Below are 16,379 nucleotides of genomic sequence, written 5' to 3'. Positions count from 1 at the left end.
GGGTCCCCATATAAGCTACCAAAAGCACAGGGTCCATCCTTATTATGAGGGCATTTTTAGGGCATTATAATAAGGGGATAATATCGGATAGTTACGGAAAAGTAGTAAAGAGTAAGATTTCGTTTGGAAGTTGGCAAACTTAATCTTAAATTTATGGAAAATAATCCAACTAACTTAATAACATAAAATTATGGAAGGATACTGTGTAAAGTGCAAATCTAAAAAGGAAATTAAAAATGCTACAGAAACGATAATGAAAAATGGCAGAAAAGCGATGAAAGGCAGTTGCCCCACCTGCGGAACAGGCATGTTCAGGATACTTGGAAAGGCATAGATCATTTTTTTAGTTCAAAATGTAAAGGGGAGCGTGTAGCTTCCCTTTTTTGTTATTTTGAAAATAATTTGACTAACCAGAGAATGATATAAAGTCCAATACCGACCCCAAAGAGTAACACGGAAAGGACAAAAGCAATTCGGATATGCGATGTTTTCCACCCTAATTTCCCACTTAACCATTCTGAAACGCCTAAAATCATAATTTTAATGTATTTATTAATACATCAAATATAGGGAATATGGTTAATATATTTTTAACCATTTAGGACCGTTATGTTAAAGGAGTAAAGCAAAAAATCAGTAATACAATCCATACAAGGGAATAAGAACTTGTTCAAGACGTAAATTGGAAGGGCGTTCCATGCAGAAATGTTTAGACATACAACCCTTAGAAAAGAAGTGGTATCTCAAAAGTAGGAGTACTTAATAATTAAGAGATGATTAATTTGCAATGTATCGTATTAATTCCTTTAATTTACTTCGCTTTAGGGATTATTTAATTGCATAACAAAAACTCAAATACGGAAATTTCTCTTGAGTCTCTTTTAAAACAGGGGGACAGGCAAATGTTTAAAGTCATATTTGATGCGTATTATAAAAGACTGTTTGCCTTTTCATTTAAATACGTGGAGAACACCTATGCTGCTGAAGACATTGTGGAAGGGGTGCTTTTAACGCTTTGGCAGAAACGTCAAAATTTAAATAAGATTAAACATTTAAAATCTTATTTATACACCATGGTCCGAAATGCATCTTTGGATTACTTGAAAAAAGAAAAAAAATTTGTGCGGTTGGATCTGGATAAACATGATGCCGCAGCCGTAATGGAGCAGTTCATAATAGAGGAAGAAACACACTCCATTTTATTTCAGGCCTTAGAAAACTTACCGCAAAAAAGCCGGAAGGTCTTTGAATTATCCTGTATTCAAGGCATGAAGTACAAGGACATTGCTGAAGAATTGCAAATAAGCCTCAATACCGTTAAATCCCAGCGAGCAAGGGCCATTGAACTTCTAAAAAAACAGCTTAAGGACTACCCGATTTATCAACTGCTTTTGTCCATGCTTTAATTTTATTTAAATTTTTTTCCACCCAAAAATCACTTTTTTAAGTCATAGTGTTATAAGTGCCATTTAAAAGCATCAATACGACCTATAATTTAAAGACAGTGACACCAGAAAAATCCAAATATCAAATCGCGCAACTCATTTTTAAATCCGTTGCAAAAATTCTTTCCAAGGAAGAAAAGATCCTACTTGACGATTGGTTAAATCAGGATAGAAACAGAAAGCTTTATAAAAAGATTACCAGTAATGAGAGTATCCAAAAGAAACTCGCCATATACAGTCTAACGGATTCCGACAAAGTGTATGAGCGCCTAGAAGCTCAAATCCTGAACACCGTGAAGAAAACAAAAGTGATCCCATTGTACAGAAGGACTTGGTTTAAATATAGCGCAGCCGCGATTCTGGTCGGCGTTTTGGCCACCACCTATTTCTTTAAGGCTAGTTTGTTTAATTCATCTGCTGACGATGTGGTTACCCCAACAATTGCAAATACCAATACCATTGAACCCGGCACCGATAAAGCCGTACTTACATTAGAGGACGGCTCACAAATAGCCTTGGAAAAAGGAAATCCCATTCAAACCCAAAATGCGATAAGTAACGGTGAGGAAATCGTTTATAAAAATAAGGAACAGGAAGTAGTTGAGTTAGTATTTAATCACCTGACGGTACCTCGAGGCGGGCAGTTTGTTATCGAACTGTCCGATGGTACCCAAGTGTGGTTGAATTCTGAATCTCAATTAAAATATCCGGTAAATTTTATGGAGGGTCAAGCCCGTGAAGTGGAATTGGTGTATGGAGAAGCGTACTTTGATGTGTCTCCAAGTACTGCGCATAATGGTGCCAGATTCAAGGTTCTTAATAAGGCACAGGAAGTGGAAGTTTTAGGAACGGAATTCAATATCAAAGCTTACAGGGATGAAACAAACATTTATACCACTCTGGTTGAAGGTAAGGTGGCTTTAGAATATAATGGTAAACGACAAAACTTATCGCCGAGTTTCCAATCCAATGTTGACGTAGTATCTCAAACTGTTTCTATTGGAAAAGTAGATATTAAAAGTGTAGTGTCCTGGAAAATGGGTGTATTTAGTTTTAGAGGGAAACCACTAAAAGAAATTATGAAGGTCATCTCGCGATGGTATGATGTAGACGTTGTTTTTGAAAACAAAGAACTTGAAAAAATTACTTTTAAAGGCGTATTGGGGAAAAACCAAAATCTGGAAGAAATTTTAGAAACAATAAAGACATTAAGTATAATCAATAACTATAAAATAAATGGAAAAATAATTACACTGGAATAAGACCTTAATTAGCACTATTGCTAAATAAAAAGGGGACCGAGTTTAGACCGTGGAAAGTATAACTCTCAATCCCCGATGTATCAATTATTAATTAATTATTTATTAAATCAACTAATAACAATCAAATTTATGAAAATTAATCTAAACAATTTCCTATTCCGTAACAGAAGGAAACTATTAATTAACATTATGAAAGTCTTTGTTTTTTTGTGTGTTGCAACAGTGTTTAGTTTAGCACCCAACAATGTTATCTCACAAAATTCCAAAGTAAAAATTGACAATAATGAAATCCTCACGGTAGATGAGGTATTTGATCTAATCATGGACCAAACGGATTACAAGTTTATTTATCAGGAAGGTATATTTAAAGATTTTCCAAAAGTTCAGGTTAAAAAAGGAGTTATTTCAACTAATAAGCTATTGAGAAGAAGTTTGACAAGTGGTAATTTTGAGATTTCTATATCGGAGAATAATACCGTTCTGGTGAAATTAAAAGAAGTGAATAAAACTGAGGTTAAGCAAGAAAGAGTGCTTAATGGCAAAGTCACTGATACCTCTGGAGTACCTCTTCCGGGAGCGAATATTCAAGTTAAAGACACCTCTTCAGGAACAACCACTAATTTTGAAGGAAATTTTTCGCTTACCGTATCAGACGAAGCGGAGATACTTGTTGTATCCTATGTTGGTTATAAAACAAAAGAAGTAATAATTGGAGATCAAAGCACATTTAATATTATATTAATGGAAGATGCCGCACAATTAGATGCCATTGTTTTAACCGGATTCAGAGGGAGTTTAGCCAAGGCAATAACTCAAAAAAGAAATGCTACCAGTGTTGTGGACGGTATTGCAGCCAAAGACATTGCCGATTTTCCCGATTTAAATATTAGTGAGTCCTTAGGCCGTATTACTGGAGTAACTATAAATAGAGTGTTGGGTGAAGGGCAACAAGTAAGTGTTAGAGGGTTGGCCCCAGAGTTTACCAGAGTAACAATTAATGGACAAACCGTTGCTTCGGGAAACCCAGGTCGGGAAGTGGACTTTGATGTATTTGCTTCAGAATTATTCAATAATGTACAATTATCTAAAAGCCCAGAGGCTTCAATGACAGAAGGTGGATTAGCAGCTACCATTGATTTAAGAACAGCTCGACCTTTTGATTATTCTAGAGAAAAGCCTGTATTCGCGGCCTCTGCCCAGGGGGTTTATAACGATTTAAAAGATGACGTTACTCCACGACTTTCTTTTTTAGCCAGCACCAATAGTTTAGCTGGAGGCAAACTAGGATTACTTGCAAGTGTTTCCTATTCCGAATCTAGTCTGCGTCAAGACAATGCTGAGGGATTAAGATTCTTACTAATACCAGAATTAGATATTGCCGGGGATGGAACAGTAGATGCTACAAATGTGGAAATCCCATTTATTCCTAGATATGTATTAGAATTTTTAGATCGTGACAGATTAGGCGTTACAGGTGCATTACAATTTAAGCCTAATGACAACTTTGACTTAAACCTAGATGTTGCATATGCTAAATTCAATGAGTTACGCACCAGACACTCAATAGATGGTGTACTCAATGGAGATCGTTCAGAACCAATAGAGGCGACAATAGATAATACTGGATTGGTAACAATGGCAACATATGATAATGTATCTTCCAGAAGTGAAAATTTATATAGCCCATCTGAGGAAGATTTATTATTATTGAATTTAGACGGCACCTGGATGTTAAAAAACAATTGGTATGCGAAAGGTAATTTAGGCTATAGCAACGCAACAAAAAAGGTAAGAGAATTTAGAGCCGTTTATAATGCAATAGATCGTTTTTCTTATGATTTTACAGATCGAATTTTTGTTGGGCTACATCCGGAAAACACAGACTTCACCGATCCAAATGATTTCAGACATAATCAAAGTAGATTTATTAATGATGACATAGATGACAAGGAATCGTCAATTAAATTCGATTTAATAAAGAATTATAATAATGGATTGATTAGGTCATTCAGCTGGGGAGCTAGATATAGCAATAGAGAGAAAAGTAGTATTCGGTATGATGGTAGTTTCACGGCAACTGATACAAATGGAGATCCTTTGCCCGTAGGTAGTTCGGTAGCTACAAACTTACCTGTTAATGATTTCTTTAGCCAATATGATTCTCCAAACATTGTGCGAAATTGGTTTGTTGCTGACTTTGATGCTGTATTTGATGATCCAGTTATAAGTGGTGCAAATTTTAATGTACCTCAACGATACATTAGTACATTTGCCATTGAAGAAAAAACATTTGGAGCCTATTTTCAAGCAGATTTTAAAGGTGAAGTATTTGGATTGCCTATGCGAGGCAATGCTGGTTTCAGATATGTTTCTACAGATCAAACTTCAAATGGTTTTTTAGGAGATGGAACGCCTGTTTCAATAGGCCAAACATATTCAGAGTTTTTACCAAGCCTAAATACAGTGTTAAATTTAGATAAAGACTTGTTGTTTCGTTTTACAGCATCACGCACGTTAACAAGACCTACTCTAACTAGTTTAACTCCCGGAGGAACAGTTGCACCGGGTAATGCGGTGCCCGGAATCGGTGGTGGAACGGCAAATTTGGGAAATCCGGAATTAAAGCCATTCACTGCGACTCAATTTGATTTGGCATTAGAATGGTACTTTAGTAAAGAAGGATTAGCTTCATTTACTTTTTTCAATAAAAAGGTTGATAATTTTATTACAAGTGTGACAAATGAAAGATTAATAGATGTGGGATCATTACTTAATGATAACGGTGAAGAGGTTGGGAATTCGCCTTTTATTGTAACTCAACCAGTTAATGGAGAGGGTGCTACTATTACGGGATTTGAGATATCGCTTCAATTGCCGTTCACATTTTTGCCTAAACCACTGGATGGGATGGGAGCATTAATAAATTATACGTATTCAGATAGTGAATCAGAAATAACATTTAACAACCAAACAGTTAAAACCTTGCTACCTGGTCAGGCGAAAACATCCTTTAATTTGGTGACTTATTATGAAAAAGGGCCTTTTAGTACCCGTTTGGCATATACTTGGAGAGATAAATTATTATACGAAGTCAGAAGCTCAAGTGGTCAAAGAAGTAATTTCCTAAAGGATTATGGTCAACTGGATGCCAATATACAATACAGCCTAACAGACAATATTATCTTAATAGGTAATGCATTAAATCTTACAGGAGAAGAAACTTATCGCTATGCAGAAAGGGAAGATCGTAATATAGCCTTTAGTGAAACAGGTAGGTTTTTCACTTTTGGTGTTCGCGCAAAATTCTAAGGGAAACCACTTTTAGAATGAATACAATCAAATTAAATTTTACTTAGGGAGGATATTAGTCCTCCCTAGTTTAAAAATCTAGAAATGCGAAGAAGAATATTGTTTTATTGTTGTATTACGGCATTATTAATTTCCTGTAAAGAAACTAATAATGACAATATCGGTTCCATTAAGGAGAATTATGTGTCTCCTATACAGTCATTACTCCATAAACTAAACGATTCAAAAGATCATGAAGTCCTGGTAGTTGCGCATCGAGCAGATTGGAGAAATGCTCCAGAGAACTCCTTACAAGCAATACAAAACTGTATAGATATGGGAGTGGATATGGTTGAAATTGATGTCAGGGAGACCAAAGATGGTTATTTGGTTTTGATGCATGACAGAACGATCGACCGAACCACAAATGGAAGCGGGTTCGTTAAGGATTGGACCTTGGATTCTTTAAAAACCTTACAATTATTAGATGGTCTGGAAGTTCCAACACCTCATAAAATACCAACGCTTAGAGAGGCTTTGACCTTAACTAAGGATAAGATCTTGGTGAATTTGGATAAGAGCTATGCTATTTTTGATAAGTGTTTTCGGATAATTCAAGAAACAGGAACCCAGGATCAAGTTATTATTAAAGGAGCAAAGAACAAATCTTTAGTACAAGACGAATTCGGCGAATATTTGGATAAGGTCTTGTTTATGCCAATTGTAAGGCTTCATGATTTGGATGCTAACAAAATCGTTAATGAATATATGGAGGAAAATCCTCCGGTTGCGATTGAGTTCACCGTTAAATATGACACATTAAGTGGTATTAAAAAGTTTGAAGAACTTAGAGAAAAAGGAACCAGTGTTTGGGTAAATGCACTTTGGCCACAACATAATGGAGGGCATGATGACGAAAAAGCAGCTTTAAACCCTTCGGTTTATGACTGGTATATAGATAATCACATCAATATTATCCAAACAGATAGACCCGAATTATTGCTTAAATATTTAAGAGGCAAAAAACTTCATAAATAGTACTTATGAAAACCCTTTTTTTAATGTTTTATGCCATTTTTTATTTTACAAATATGATGGCACAGGAGATTGACACCACTTTTTTTAGTCCTAAATATTATCATATGAAAAGTGTTTTTGAATTATTGCCAGACCAAAAAGATGAGATTGTCTTTTTGGGCAACAGTATAACAGAACAGGGTAGATGGCGAGAACTGTTTAATAAACCTAATGTAATAAATAGGGGTATTGGAGGGGATCGCACAGATGGTATACTGTACAGACTGGAAGAAGTCACAGCCTCAAAGCCAAAAAAAATATTCTTGTTAATAGGGACCAATGATTTGGGACATGGGAAATCACCATCCTACATTACAGCCAAAATACATCAAATCATCAGGCGAATAAAGTCTGAATCATCGGGGACTTTAATTTTTTTACAGAGTATTTTGCCAACCTATCATAGAGAAGAAAGACCAAATCAGTCCATCAAAGAGATTAATGATCAATTGAAGCGAATTTCAACAGAGGAAAATATTGTGTTTATCGATCTTTTTTCAAGTTTTATTGATGAATCGGGCACTTTAGATAAAGTATACTCATTGGATGGCCTTCATCTCAATGGATTGGGTTATCTGAAATGGAAGGAACTTATAGAAAATTATGTCAATGAATAATTAATAGCAGAACAGTAGTTTTTTTTATATGATTGAGTTTAGTTTTTAAAGGCGTGGTAAAGTCAGCCACGCCTTTTTATTGAATTGTTATACACCCAACAAATGTTAAATTATTTTAAAAAATCACTCCCAAAAGGAATAGGAGGGGTCTTAATAGAAGATCCAAAGAAATACAAAAATCTAAAATGGCAGGTCTTTATATCGGCAACCTTGGGTTACGGTCTGTACTATGTATGTCGCTTAAGTTTGAATGTGGTTAAAAAACCGATTGTTGATGCGGGGGTTTTAACAGAATCGGAGTTGGGTTTAATAGGTTCGGCCTTGTTTTTCACCTACGCCATAGGCAAACTCACCAATGGGTTTTTAGCCGACCATAGTAACATCAGGCGGTTCATGTCTATTGGGCTTTTAGTATCGGCCCTGGCCAACTTAATCATGGGCTTTACCAGTACGTTCTTGTTTTTTGCCCTGTGTTGGGGGGTCAATGGTTGGGTTCAGTCCATGGGAGCCCCCTCGTGTGTGGTGTCCTTATCCCGTTGGTATAAAGACAAAGAACGGGGTAGTTTCTATGGGTTTTGGAGTACCAGCCATAATATTGGAGAGGCCTTAACTTATATACTCACGGCGGTTGTGGTCTCCTATTTTGGATGGCAATGGGGCTTTAGAGCAGCAGCCATAGTGGGTGTATTGGGAGCACTTATCATTTCCATCTTTTTCCATGATACCCCGGAGAGTAAAGGACTGCCACCGGTTAATAAAGATTTTAAGAAAGCGCATGTATCCACATGGGAAGAGCAAAAAGGGGTGTTAAGGAACCCTTATGTTTGGCTGTTGGCCTTATCCAGCGCCTTTATGTACATCTCCAGATATGCGGTGAACAGTTGGGGGCCGTATTACTTTGAAGCGGCCAAGGGGTATTCCTTGACCGAAGCCAATACCCTGGTGGCCATAAGTGCTGTGTGCGGCATTTTAGGAACAGCCTCATCAGGGTTCGTATCCGATAGATTTTTTAAAGGACGCAGAAATGCGCCTGCCTTAATATTTGGACTGATGAATGTTTTGGCCTTATCCCTCTTTTTAGGGATTCCCGAAAAGATATGGTGGCTGGATGCCTTGAGTATGGTGATATTCGGACTGGGAATTGGGGCATTGATTTGCTATTTAGGGGGGTTGATGGCTGTGGATATCGCATCAAAGCAAGCCTCTGGTGCCGCATTGGGTATAGTGGGTATCATGAGCTATCTGGCTGCAGGGATACAGGATATCGCCAGTGGGTTTCTAATAGAGGGGAATAAAACCATATTAAAAGAGGAAACCCTTTATGACTTTTCATCCATCACTATATTTTGGATTGGGGCTGCATCAATCTCTGTATTATTGGCATTACTGACTTGGAAAAAGACATGAAATTATGAATACTGTAAAAAATATCATTTTTGATTTGGGAGGGGTGATTATGAACCTTGATGTCCCAAAAACCATTTTGGAGTTTGAAAACATAGGAATAACAAACATTGTGAACAATACAGGGCATCATTATACCGATTCCATTTTCTATGATTTGGAAATAGGTAAGGTGTCGGCAATGGACTTTATTGAAAAACTTAAAAGTTTATCCAATGAAAATCCTTCCAATACTGAGATTATCAATGCATGGAACGCTATGATTCTGGACATGCCAAAGGATAGAATAGATATCCTCTCCAGCTTAAGTGATAAATACAATATTTACCTACTTAGTAATACCAATAGCATACACCAAAAGAAATTTCTTGACGAAGTGAATGAGGCCCATAATTTTTCATTTAATAATTTATTTAAAAAGGCCTATTATTCATTTGAAATAGGTATTAGAAAACCGGATAAAGAAGTTTTTGGTTATGTGCTCACAGATAGTAATTTAAATCCAGAAGAAACGTTATTTGTGGATGATTCTTTAGAAAATTTGAAGGCAGCACAAAGTATGGGAATTAAAACATATCATATTGCCGATAGCAACTCAATCCATGATTTATTAGAAAAAGATAAGTGATATTGTTAATGGTGATTTGAGTAATGAGGTCATAGCAACCGATTTTGACGGTATGATAAGAGAGGGCGAACCATTGGAGGGACTTCACCTCATGTCAGAAATAAGACAAATTTATGACAACTTTGGTTTTGAAACACAAATCCTGTCGGCTTCAATCCGTCACACTATGCATGTGATTGACGGTGCAAAAATAGGCAGTGATGTGATGATGGGGCCTTTATCTTCAATCATGGGATTATTGAAACACCCGTTAACCGATATGGGTTTAGCTAAGTTCTTAGAGGATTATAAATGGAAATTCACACATCAAAAAAGACACCAGCCTTCACGCGGATGCCATCAGCAAGTGTTCTTAAAGTTGGAATTGGAGCATTTTGACGCCCATTTTCAATAGTTTTGTTTCTTTTGAACAAAGCGTTGCGGAGGGCCGTTTATTTTTAAATCAGTCACTAATTTTCTCATGGGGTTCGAGAACTAAGCTGGTACCCGAAAACCCGCCCTGGTTAATAAAATCCATCAGTTGTCTTGAGGTCAACCCCACATCCCAGTATTTATGGGATTCCGCTGTGTTCTTATTATTGGTGTCCTTTTTGGCCATTATAAGGTCAATGTCAGTCCGGTTCAGAAGAGACTCCAAAAGGTGCAACTCCTCTTTTTTTGGATGTCTGACGATGATCCCGCCATTATTTTTATATTCCACGAGGTGGACATCCCACCAAATACTGTCCTTTTTTAAGTTGATGATGGCATATCTTTTAGAAATCCTTCGAAGTTGGGCCGAATCTCCTAAGGTGAATTCAAATCTATCCGGAACTTTCACAATTAAGGAGTCCTGCAACACCGTAAATTCAAATCCTTTTAAGGCGTCTTCATGGTTTACATAAATGCGTTGTCCGCGTATTTCCAGGGAGGTATCTGCCTCAATTTCGGCCCTCGATATCGTATCAATATGCCAGTCCGTTTTTTGATAGAATCGTTTTCCAATAATTATAGTATCCATTTTTTGAACCCAGGTCCCCCGGAGTTTCTTCGGAATGCGCTTCAGGTTTTTGGAATCCACCGGTTGGGGTTGATTAAAGGAAACAGATGTACAGGACATCATGGACAGGAGTAGACTGCCAACAATTAGAATGAATGTATTTCTTGATGTCATCATCATGACCTAATGCTTAATCCCAATATGGGATAATAACCAATGACCCGTGTATTCAAATCTACTTATTAAACTTGATAAATGGGCGGTTATTTGGGTTTATTTCTCTTTGTAAGGATATTTACATCACGATATGGATTTAATGACTACCTTTATTAATAGCAACGGTTGTCTTATTCCAATATTCATGAGTTCCTGCTATTCCTATAAGGTTGTCCCAAAAGAATACAGTAGCATTGAGAACCCGAAAATGCGACCGGATGGATGTATTAATTAAACAGCTTATCAGCGGCATTACAATGAAACACATATTAGGGATTCTTTTAGCATGCGCCATTTTAGGTTGTACGCAAAATCACAAGAAAAAGGCCCTGCTGGGAAATTGGTATTTTGTTTCGTCAACCGACATGGAAACCGGGGCCGTAGAATTACCGGAACAAGACAATGTAGAGTTTGTCAGGTTTGGACCGGATTCACTGTATTTAATGTCGCAGTCAGATACGATAAATTATTTTGCCTGGCGCATTAAGGGGGATTCCATACTATTGAATGAATTTGGGGCGGTTTATATCAAGGCCCTGACCAAGGACCAACTTATCGTGGAATACGATTTTTTTGGGATGATGCGATTGGAATTAACCAAAAGAAAAAATCCCTAAGCGAGGATTCAAAATAGCAAAGGGGGTACAGAAAAGGATTTGTGCCACTATGAATGGGTTCAAGCGGAGTAGTTGGTTTCCCTTTTCAACCGATTTCTTTTTTAAATTATAAAAACAATACGCCTACATTGATACTCATCCTGGAATTTCTTATGGTCTTTTCTGAAGGATTATCGAAGATATCGGTTAGCCCATCCTGTGCATCCCATTCCAGATAAAATTTAGTACTGCCCTGGATTTTAAATGCATACCCAATGCCTAAGGCGATACCGAAGTCCAGTGGTTCAAAGGCTTCGTTGGTAGCCGTTGCCGATCCATCGGCCTTATCATGGAGTAATACCCCAAAATAGGTCCCCAGGGTTATGTACCAATTCCTGCCCATTCCTAAATGATAGTTAGCGGTTACAGGAAGGGTGATGTAGTTGAGTTGGTAATCGGAAACGAGACTTATCGGATGGTCATCCTTCAGGATGATTCCGGACCAGCCTTTTCGGTCATAAAGAAGTTTCATTTTCAATCCCCAGCGATCTGAAAAAAAGTATTCTCCAAAAACACCGCCGTTAAATGAACTTCTGTAGGACGTACCCCTGTCGCCGTCAATGGTGGAGACCCTGGCCATATTATATCCAAAGCCAAACCCCATTTCAATGGCTCCTGCATTCTGGGTATTCCCTCTGGAGATCATAAAGAAAATGAGTACGACAAATAATATATGTTTTAAAGTGTTGACCATAACTTGAGTATGGTGTAGCCCCATCTTTATTTTATAACCTAAAGATAATAAATGTATTCGTGTGATTTTAATGTGTTATGCATGGCGATGGCGATTGCATGGCAGGGTCCTTCAAGTCTAAAGAATACTAAAGATAGTTGTGGAGAAGTATGGATCATGAGCTTGTAAAAAAGGGAAAGCCCATGCCTCCTTTTTAAGTGGATTCAGGGAACTGGAGGTTAGCCCAAAAAACCCCTACCCGGGGCGTCAAAATTTTTCTGCGCTGAAATTTTTTTTCTCTGCGCAGGGGTGCTCCATTTTCTGCGCATGAAATTATTTTTTCTGCTTAGGAAATTATTTTTTCTAGGCAAAGAATCTCTATTTTCTGCTTAAGAAATTATTTTTTTTACGCAGGAAATTAAATTTTCTGCGCATCCTTCTTAAGCCCTGTAAACACTGATGTTCCCAGAGGGTGTTTTAAGAGGGTTCACCCCTCAATCCTCAGCCCTGATATGAGGTTTGCCAATGGAATCGCCCCGGCCCAACAATGCCCGGGGAAGGGTCCAGGCGCGTGCCGTTTGAAGGAGACTAACACGGGTCCGGTTAAGACGTCGCCAAAACAGGTTCAATTATTTTACGCCATATCGCCAAAATGGTTTACTTTAAAGCCTTATTTCACGTGCCTGAAACAGGTGTCAGGGCACCCAAAATTGTTCCTTATGAAAATAATACCGGTCGTTGTCCTCTTCCTCGCCCTCCTCGTAGGCTGTAAAAACGGGTCCAATTCGGAAGCGGCCATGCAACAGAATAAAAATTTGGTCATAGCCAATCAGTTTATTGATGCGTTTTATTCGTTTGATCCGGAGGCCTTACGAACCGTCTTAGCGGAGGCCAAGACCTCCCGTTCGGGAATCCTATTTTATCAAAAATGGGCAGAATGCGGGCATTATGAAGTGCTCAACCGGCACCAATGCATTCAAAAAAATGATACCCTGGTGGTGTGTCCGGTTACCGTAAAGGACGATTTAATGGAAGCGCTTCAGCTCGATCTTCATGTGACCGATACGTTTCACCTGGGCATAAGGGACGGGCATCTGACATCGGTGGAAACCTCCTCTAACGATCCGGAACTCTTTTACGAAGGAAGGAAATGGGTAAGACAGCATTTGCCCGAATTGGTCGAAGAACCCTGCAATCGCGAAAAGCAGGGAGGACCTACACCATGCGCCTGTATTCAGGCAACAGTACAGGGCCTGGCTGATTTTATAATGGCTAAAAAACAGATTCAAGACAACCCCTAGTTCTCCGATTCCGATCTGAAAACGGATTTAGCTGGCGCAACGGTTTCAAAGGTAAATTCTGAAATAATTTCGGCCCCGGGAAAGGCCTGTGACAGGTCGGCACGTTCTTCCCGAGTGATGTTGGTATGCCGCACATAAACCCTTAAATCCTCAAACCCCGTTAGGAGGTGTTCCAGGGCATCCTTCGACAAAGCGGTTTCATTGAAGTTAACGGATTCCAGATGGTCGTGTTTGGCCAGAAAGGCCACTCCCCCCGATAACCGTTTATTTTTACTGATATCCATTCGTGTAAGATGCGTCATCGGAGCCATATCCTGTATCAGGTCATCCGTAAGATGGCAATTCACCAGTTTGAGAATGGTTACATGATCTGAAATCTTACCGAGCAATTTAAGGTGCTCCGTGCTTATGGAATCGTTCATGAAGGCGACATCCAATAGAAAGTTGGTCTCGCTGAGGAAATGAACCCGGTAACCCGAACGCCGAAGTTCCGCCAGGAGGTCGTCATCGGGTCTGTCGACCCTTATCCGGTCATAATACGGTTTTGGACTGTAATCCAAACCGTAGTCGCGATTAATTAATGCAATCAGTTCGGGGGTCATGGTATCCGAATTAAAAACGGTTAAACTATCTGCCCCGTTCTCAATCCAATACTTCAGGATTTGGATATCGGTATATCCAAAACCTGCTCCGCGCGGGGGCATGGCCTTTTCATGATTGGCGGGTAAACTTACTCTGGTAAATATTTCACTGGCAAAGGGGTCTCCCGGAGCGATGGGTTGGTTGTGATCGGACGTCTTAAACAGGCTGGGATAATCCTCAAGAATCAAACCGCCTTTATCACTTCCGGAATGATGACAAGCCATACAGTTATGGTCGAGAAGGGGGCGAATAATAGTCCCGTAAATTTGGACAGAATCCGGGTTCATCGTTGTAAGGACCGGCGTTCCTGTATCCGCTTCACCCTTAAGAAATTCAGGACCATATTCTACTAAATAAGACGCCCCATGGGTGAGATTGCCCCCAAAATGGCCCGTTAACGCGGTTAATACAATAGCAACCGTAGAAAGGCCAAGTTTTAAACGTCCCTTAACTTCAGGCGCTTTGATCTGGTAGATAATAACCGCAAGCATCAACACCAATGTGGCTATTCCCAGATACTTGTGGTCATTTAAAGGCGCCATACCGTAAGCGTCACTTAAGGACAGCTGCCAACCGGTAACTGCGGCAATAATGCCCGACAAAAGACCGAAGCTATAGGTGGCGATAATGATTTTTCGTGAATTAATGGGGTTTCGATACCCGGATTGGAAGAGGATTTCAAAACCATAGCCCAGAATGAATATGCCAATGGGCAAATGGACCATGACAGGATGAAAACGGCCAATAAAAAGATTCCAATCCATCAGCTCAAAATACCTTTTACAAGATTGCCATGAACGTCGGTTAACCGAAACCGGCGCCCCTGATATTTATAGGTGAGCCTTTCATGATCCAATCCCATAAGATGCATGATGGTGGCATTGAGATCATGTACATGCACCTTGTTTTCTATGATGTGATACCCGAACGCATCGGTAGCACCATAGGTAAGTCCTTTTTTTACTCCGGCGCCGGCCAATAACATGGTGTAGGCGTCGGGATGGTGGTCTCTGCCAAAATTATCCCTGGTGAGCTGGCCCTGCGAAAAACTGGTTCTTCCAAACTCCCCGCCCCAGATAACCAGAGTGTCCTCCAAAAGACCACGTTGCTTAAGATCCATGATTAAGGCTGCAGAACCCTGATCGACATCCTTGCAATTTTTTGGAATCTGCTTGGGCAGGTTGCTATGATGGTCCCAGCCGCCATGATATAACTGGACAAATCGCACCCCGCGTTCAACCAATCGTCTTGCCAGCAGACAATTACTGGCAAAGGTTCCGGGTTTTTTACTGTCTTCACCGTACAGTTCATAAATATGTTCAGGTTCGCCTTCTATATTCATCACTTCCGGAACGGAGGTCTGCATCCGAAAGGCCATTTCATATTGCGACATTTTGGCCTTGATACTGGCATCTTCCCAGGTGCTGTAACTTTGATCCTGCAACTGCTGCAGATGGTCAAGTTGGCCGCGTCTCATTCCTTCGGTAACGCCCGGGGGATTATTTAAGAACAACACGGGATTTTTACCGCTTCGAAGCTGAACCCCCTGATGTTCGGCAGGCAAAAAACCACTGGACAGCAATCGTGAAGATCCCCCTTCATTTCCTTTTGTCATCAAGGCGATATAACTGGGGAGATTTTCATTTTCCGAACCCAGGCCGTAACTGATCCAGGCCCCCATGGTGGGTCTTCCCGGAATTTCCGAACCGGTATGGGTAAACATTTGTGCCGGTTCGTGCTGAACGGATTCGGTATATACGGAATTGATCATACAGAGTTCATCGGTAATTTGTGCCATATAAGGCATCAGATCACTCATCCACATCCCACTTTTCCCCCGTTGTTTAAATGCATACAGCGGCCTGACGATAGGCTTTGTGGCCTGCGCTTCCGCCGTGGCCGTCAGGCGATCTCCCATGACACTTTCAGGTAATTCAACACCATGCATTTTTGTTAAAATAGGTTTGTAATCGAATAAGTCCAACTGCGAAGGGGCGCCTATCATGTTTAGAAAAATGATCCGTTTCGCCTTCGGCGCAAAATGGGGCCCTACCGGTGCATTCAAGGCAGATCCAAAGGCACTCAAAGGATGGATCAGAGAAGCCAGAGATAGTGCCCCAAGACCTAAAGTCGATTTGCTCAGAAAATCCTTCCGGCTTATGGGGTGGTGATGGTGATGGTCATGCATTGC

At 39.6% G+C, this 16,379-nt stretch carries 15 protein-coding genes and 1 pseudogene; 11 read left to right on the top strand and 5 right to left on the bottom strand.

The window, feature by feature from the left end:
- Window positions 1-190 precede the first annotated feature (190 nt).
- On the top strand, window positions 191-334 hold the full coding sequence (locus MR054_RS16800; RefSeq protein WP_420838778.1) for a DUF5679 domain-containing protein: 144 nt from the start codon (window positions 191-193) through the stop codon (window positions 332-334).
- Window positions 335-386: 52 nt separating this feature from the next.
- On the opposite strand, the gene MR054_RS16795 is transcribed toward MR054_RS16800, so the two are convergent.
- Complete coding sequence (locus MR054_RS16795) at window positions 387-536, bottom strand: PspC domain-containing protein (RefSeq protein ID WP_420838779.1); 150 nt, start codon at window positions 534-536, stop codon at window positions 387-389.
- 300 nt (window positions 537-836) lie between these two features.
- Between MR054_RS16795 and MR054_RS04210 the strand changes: the two genes are divergently transcribed.
- From MR054_RS04210 to MR054_RS16785, 8 genes and pseudogenes are all read left to right on the top strand, one after another.
- A complete protein-coding gene (locus tag MR054_RS04210) occupies window positions 837-1,406 on the top strand; it encodes an RNA polymerase sigma factor (protein ID WP_276520142.1) in 570 nt (189 codons plus the stop codon).
- A 56-nt stretch (window positions 1,407-1,462) separates the two neighbouring features.
- Window positions 1,463-2,707, top strand: coding sequence for a FecR family protein (locus tag MR054_RS16730; protein ID WP_242156310.1), 1,245 nt, complete (start codon window positions 1,463-1,465; stop codon window positions 2,705-2,707).
- A 189-nt stretch (window positions 2,708-2,896) separates the two neighbouring features.
- Entirely contained in the window at window positions 2,897-6,016 is a 3,120-nt protein-coding gene (locus tag MR054_RS04200) for a TonB-dependent receptor (RefSeq protein WP_242156309.1), read from the top strand.
- A gap of 84 nt (window positions 6,017-6,100) precedes the next feature.
- Window positions 6,101-7,033 (top strand): glycerophosphodiester phosphodiesterase family protein, encoded by a 933-nt coding sequence (locus tag MR054_RS04195; RefSeq protein ID WP_242156308.1) that lies wholly within the window; start codon window positions 6,101-6,103, stop codon window positions 7,031-7,033.
- 5 nt (window positions 7,034-7,038) lie between these two features.
- Window positions 7,039-7,689: a GDSL-type esterase/lipase family protein gene (locus MR054_RS04190; protein ID WP_242156307.1), complete on the top strand. Its 651-nt coding sequence runs from the start codon at window positions 7,039-7,041 to the stop codon at window positions 7,687-7,689.
- Window positions 7,690-7,791: 102 nt separating this feature from the next.
- On the top strand, window positions 7,792-9,096 hold the full coding sequence (locus MR054_RS04185; protein ID WP_242156306.1) for an MFS transporter: 1,305 nt from the start codon (window positions 7,792-7,794) through the stop codon (window positions 9,094-9,096).
- Window positions 9,097-9,100: 4 nt separating this feature from the next.
- Window positions 9,101-9,721, top strand: coding sequence for an HAD family hydrolase (locus MR054_RS16790; protein WP_420868319.1), 621 nt, complete (start codon window positions 9,101-9,103; stop codon window positions 9,719-9,721).
- A pseudogene (locus MR054_RS16785) lies at window positions 9,714-10,115 on the top strand (transaldolase family protein); the annotation flags it as partial. The gene MR054_RS16790 and the pseudogene MR054_RS16785, both read left to right, overlap by 8 nt.
- Before the next feature lie 48 nt (window positions 10,116-10,163).
- Here MR054_RS16785 and MR054_RS04175 read toward each other — a convergent pair.
- Window positions 10,164-10,880, bottom strand: coding sequence for a hypothetical protein (locus MR054_RS04175; RefSeq protein WP_242156305.1), 717 nt, complete (start codon window positions 10,878-10,880; stop codon window positions 10,164-10,166).
- A gap of 293 nt (window positions 10,881-11,173) precedes the next feature.
- Between MR054_RS04175 and MR054_RS04170 the strand changes: the two genes are divergently transcribed.
- Window positions 11,174-11,533 (top strand): hypothetical protein, encoded by a 360-nt coding sequence (locus MR054_RS04170; protein WP_242156304.1) that lies wholly within the window; start codon window positions 11,174-11,176, stop codon window positions 11,531-11,533.
- Between the two features lie 106 nt (window positions 11,534-11,639).
- Here MR054_RS04170 and MR054_RS04165 read toward each other — a convergent pair whose 3' ends face one another.
- A complete protein-coding gene (locus MR054_RS04165; protein ID WP_242156303.1) occupies window positions 11,640-12,266 on the bottom strand; it encodes a porin family protein in 627 nt (208 codons plus the stop codon).
- 698 nt (window positions 12,267-12,964) lie between these two features.
- On the opposite strand from MR054_RS04165, the gene MR054_RS04160 reads away from it, so the two are divergent.
- Complete coding sequence (locus tag MR054_RS04160) at window positions 12,965-13,546, top strand: hypothetical protein (RefSeq protein ID WP_242156302.1); 582 nt, start codon at window positions 12,965-12,967, stop codon at window positions 13,544-13,546.
- Here MR054_RS04160 and MR054_RS04155 read toward each other — a convergent pair.
- Both MR054_RS04155 and MR054_RS04150 read right to left on the bottom strand, forming a co-directional pair.
- Complete coding sequence (locus MR054_RS04155; protein ID WP_242156301.1) at window positions 13,543-14,952, bottom strand: DUF2231 domain-containing protein; 1,410 nt, start codon at window positions 14,950-14,952, stop codon at window positions 13,543-13,545. The genes MR054_RS04160 and MR054_RS04155 overlap by 4 nt on opposite strands.
- Window positions 14,952-16,376 (bottom strand): DUF1501 domain-containing protein, encoded by a 1,425-nt coding sequence (locus MR054_RS04150; protein WP_242156300.1) that lies wholly within the window; start codon window positions 16,374-16,376, stop codon window positions 14,952-14,954. The genes MR054_RS04155 and MR054_RS04150 overlap by 1 nt, the downstream gene beginning before the upstream one ends.
- Window positions 16,377-16,379: the final 3 nt, after the last annotated feature.

The organism is Aestuariivivens sediminis (genome assembly GCF_022662105.1).
GTDB classification, from domain to species: domain Bacteria; phylum Bacteroidota; class Bacteroidia; order Flavobacteriales; family Flavobacteriaceae; genus Aestuariivivens; species Aestuariivivens sediminis.
This window is presented reverse-complemented; position numbering and strand designations above follow the sequence as displayed.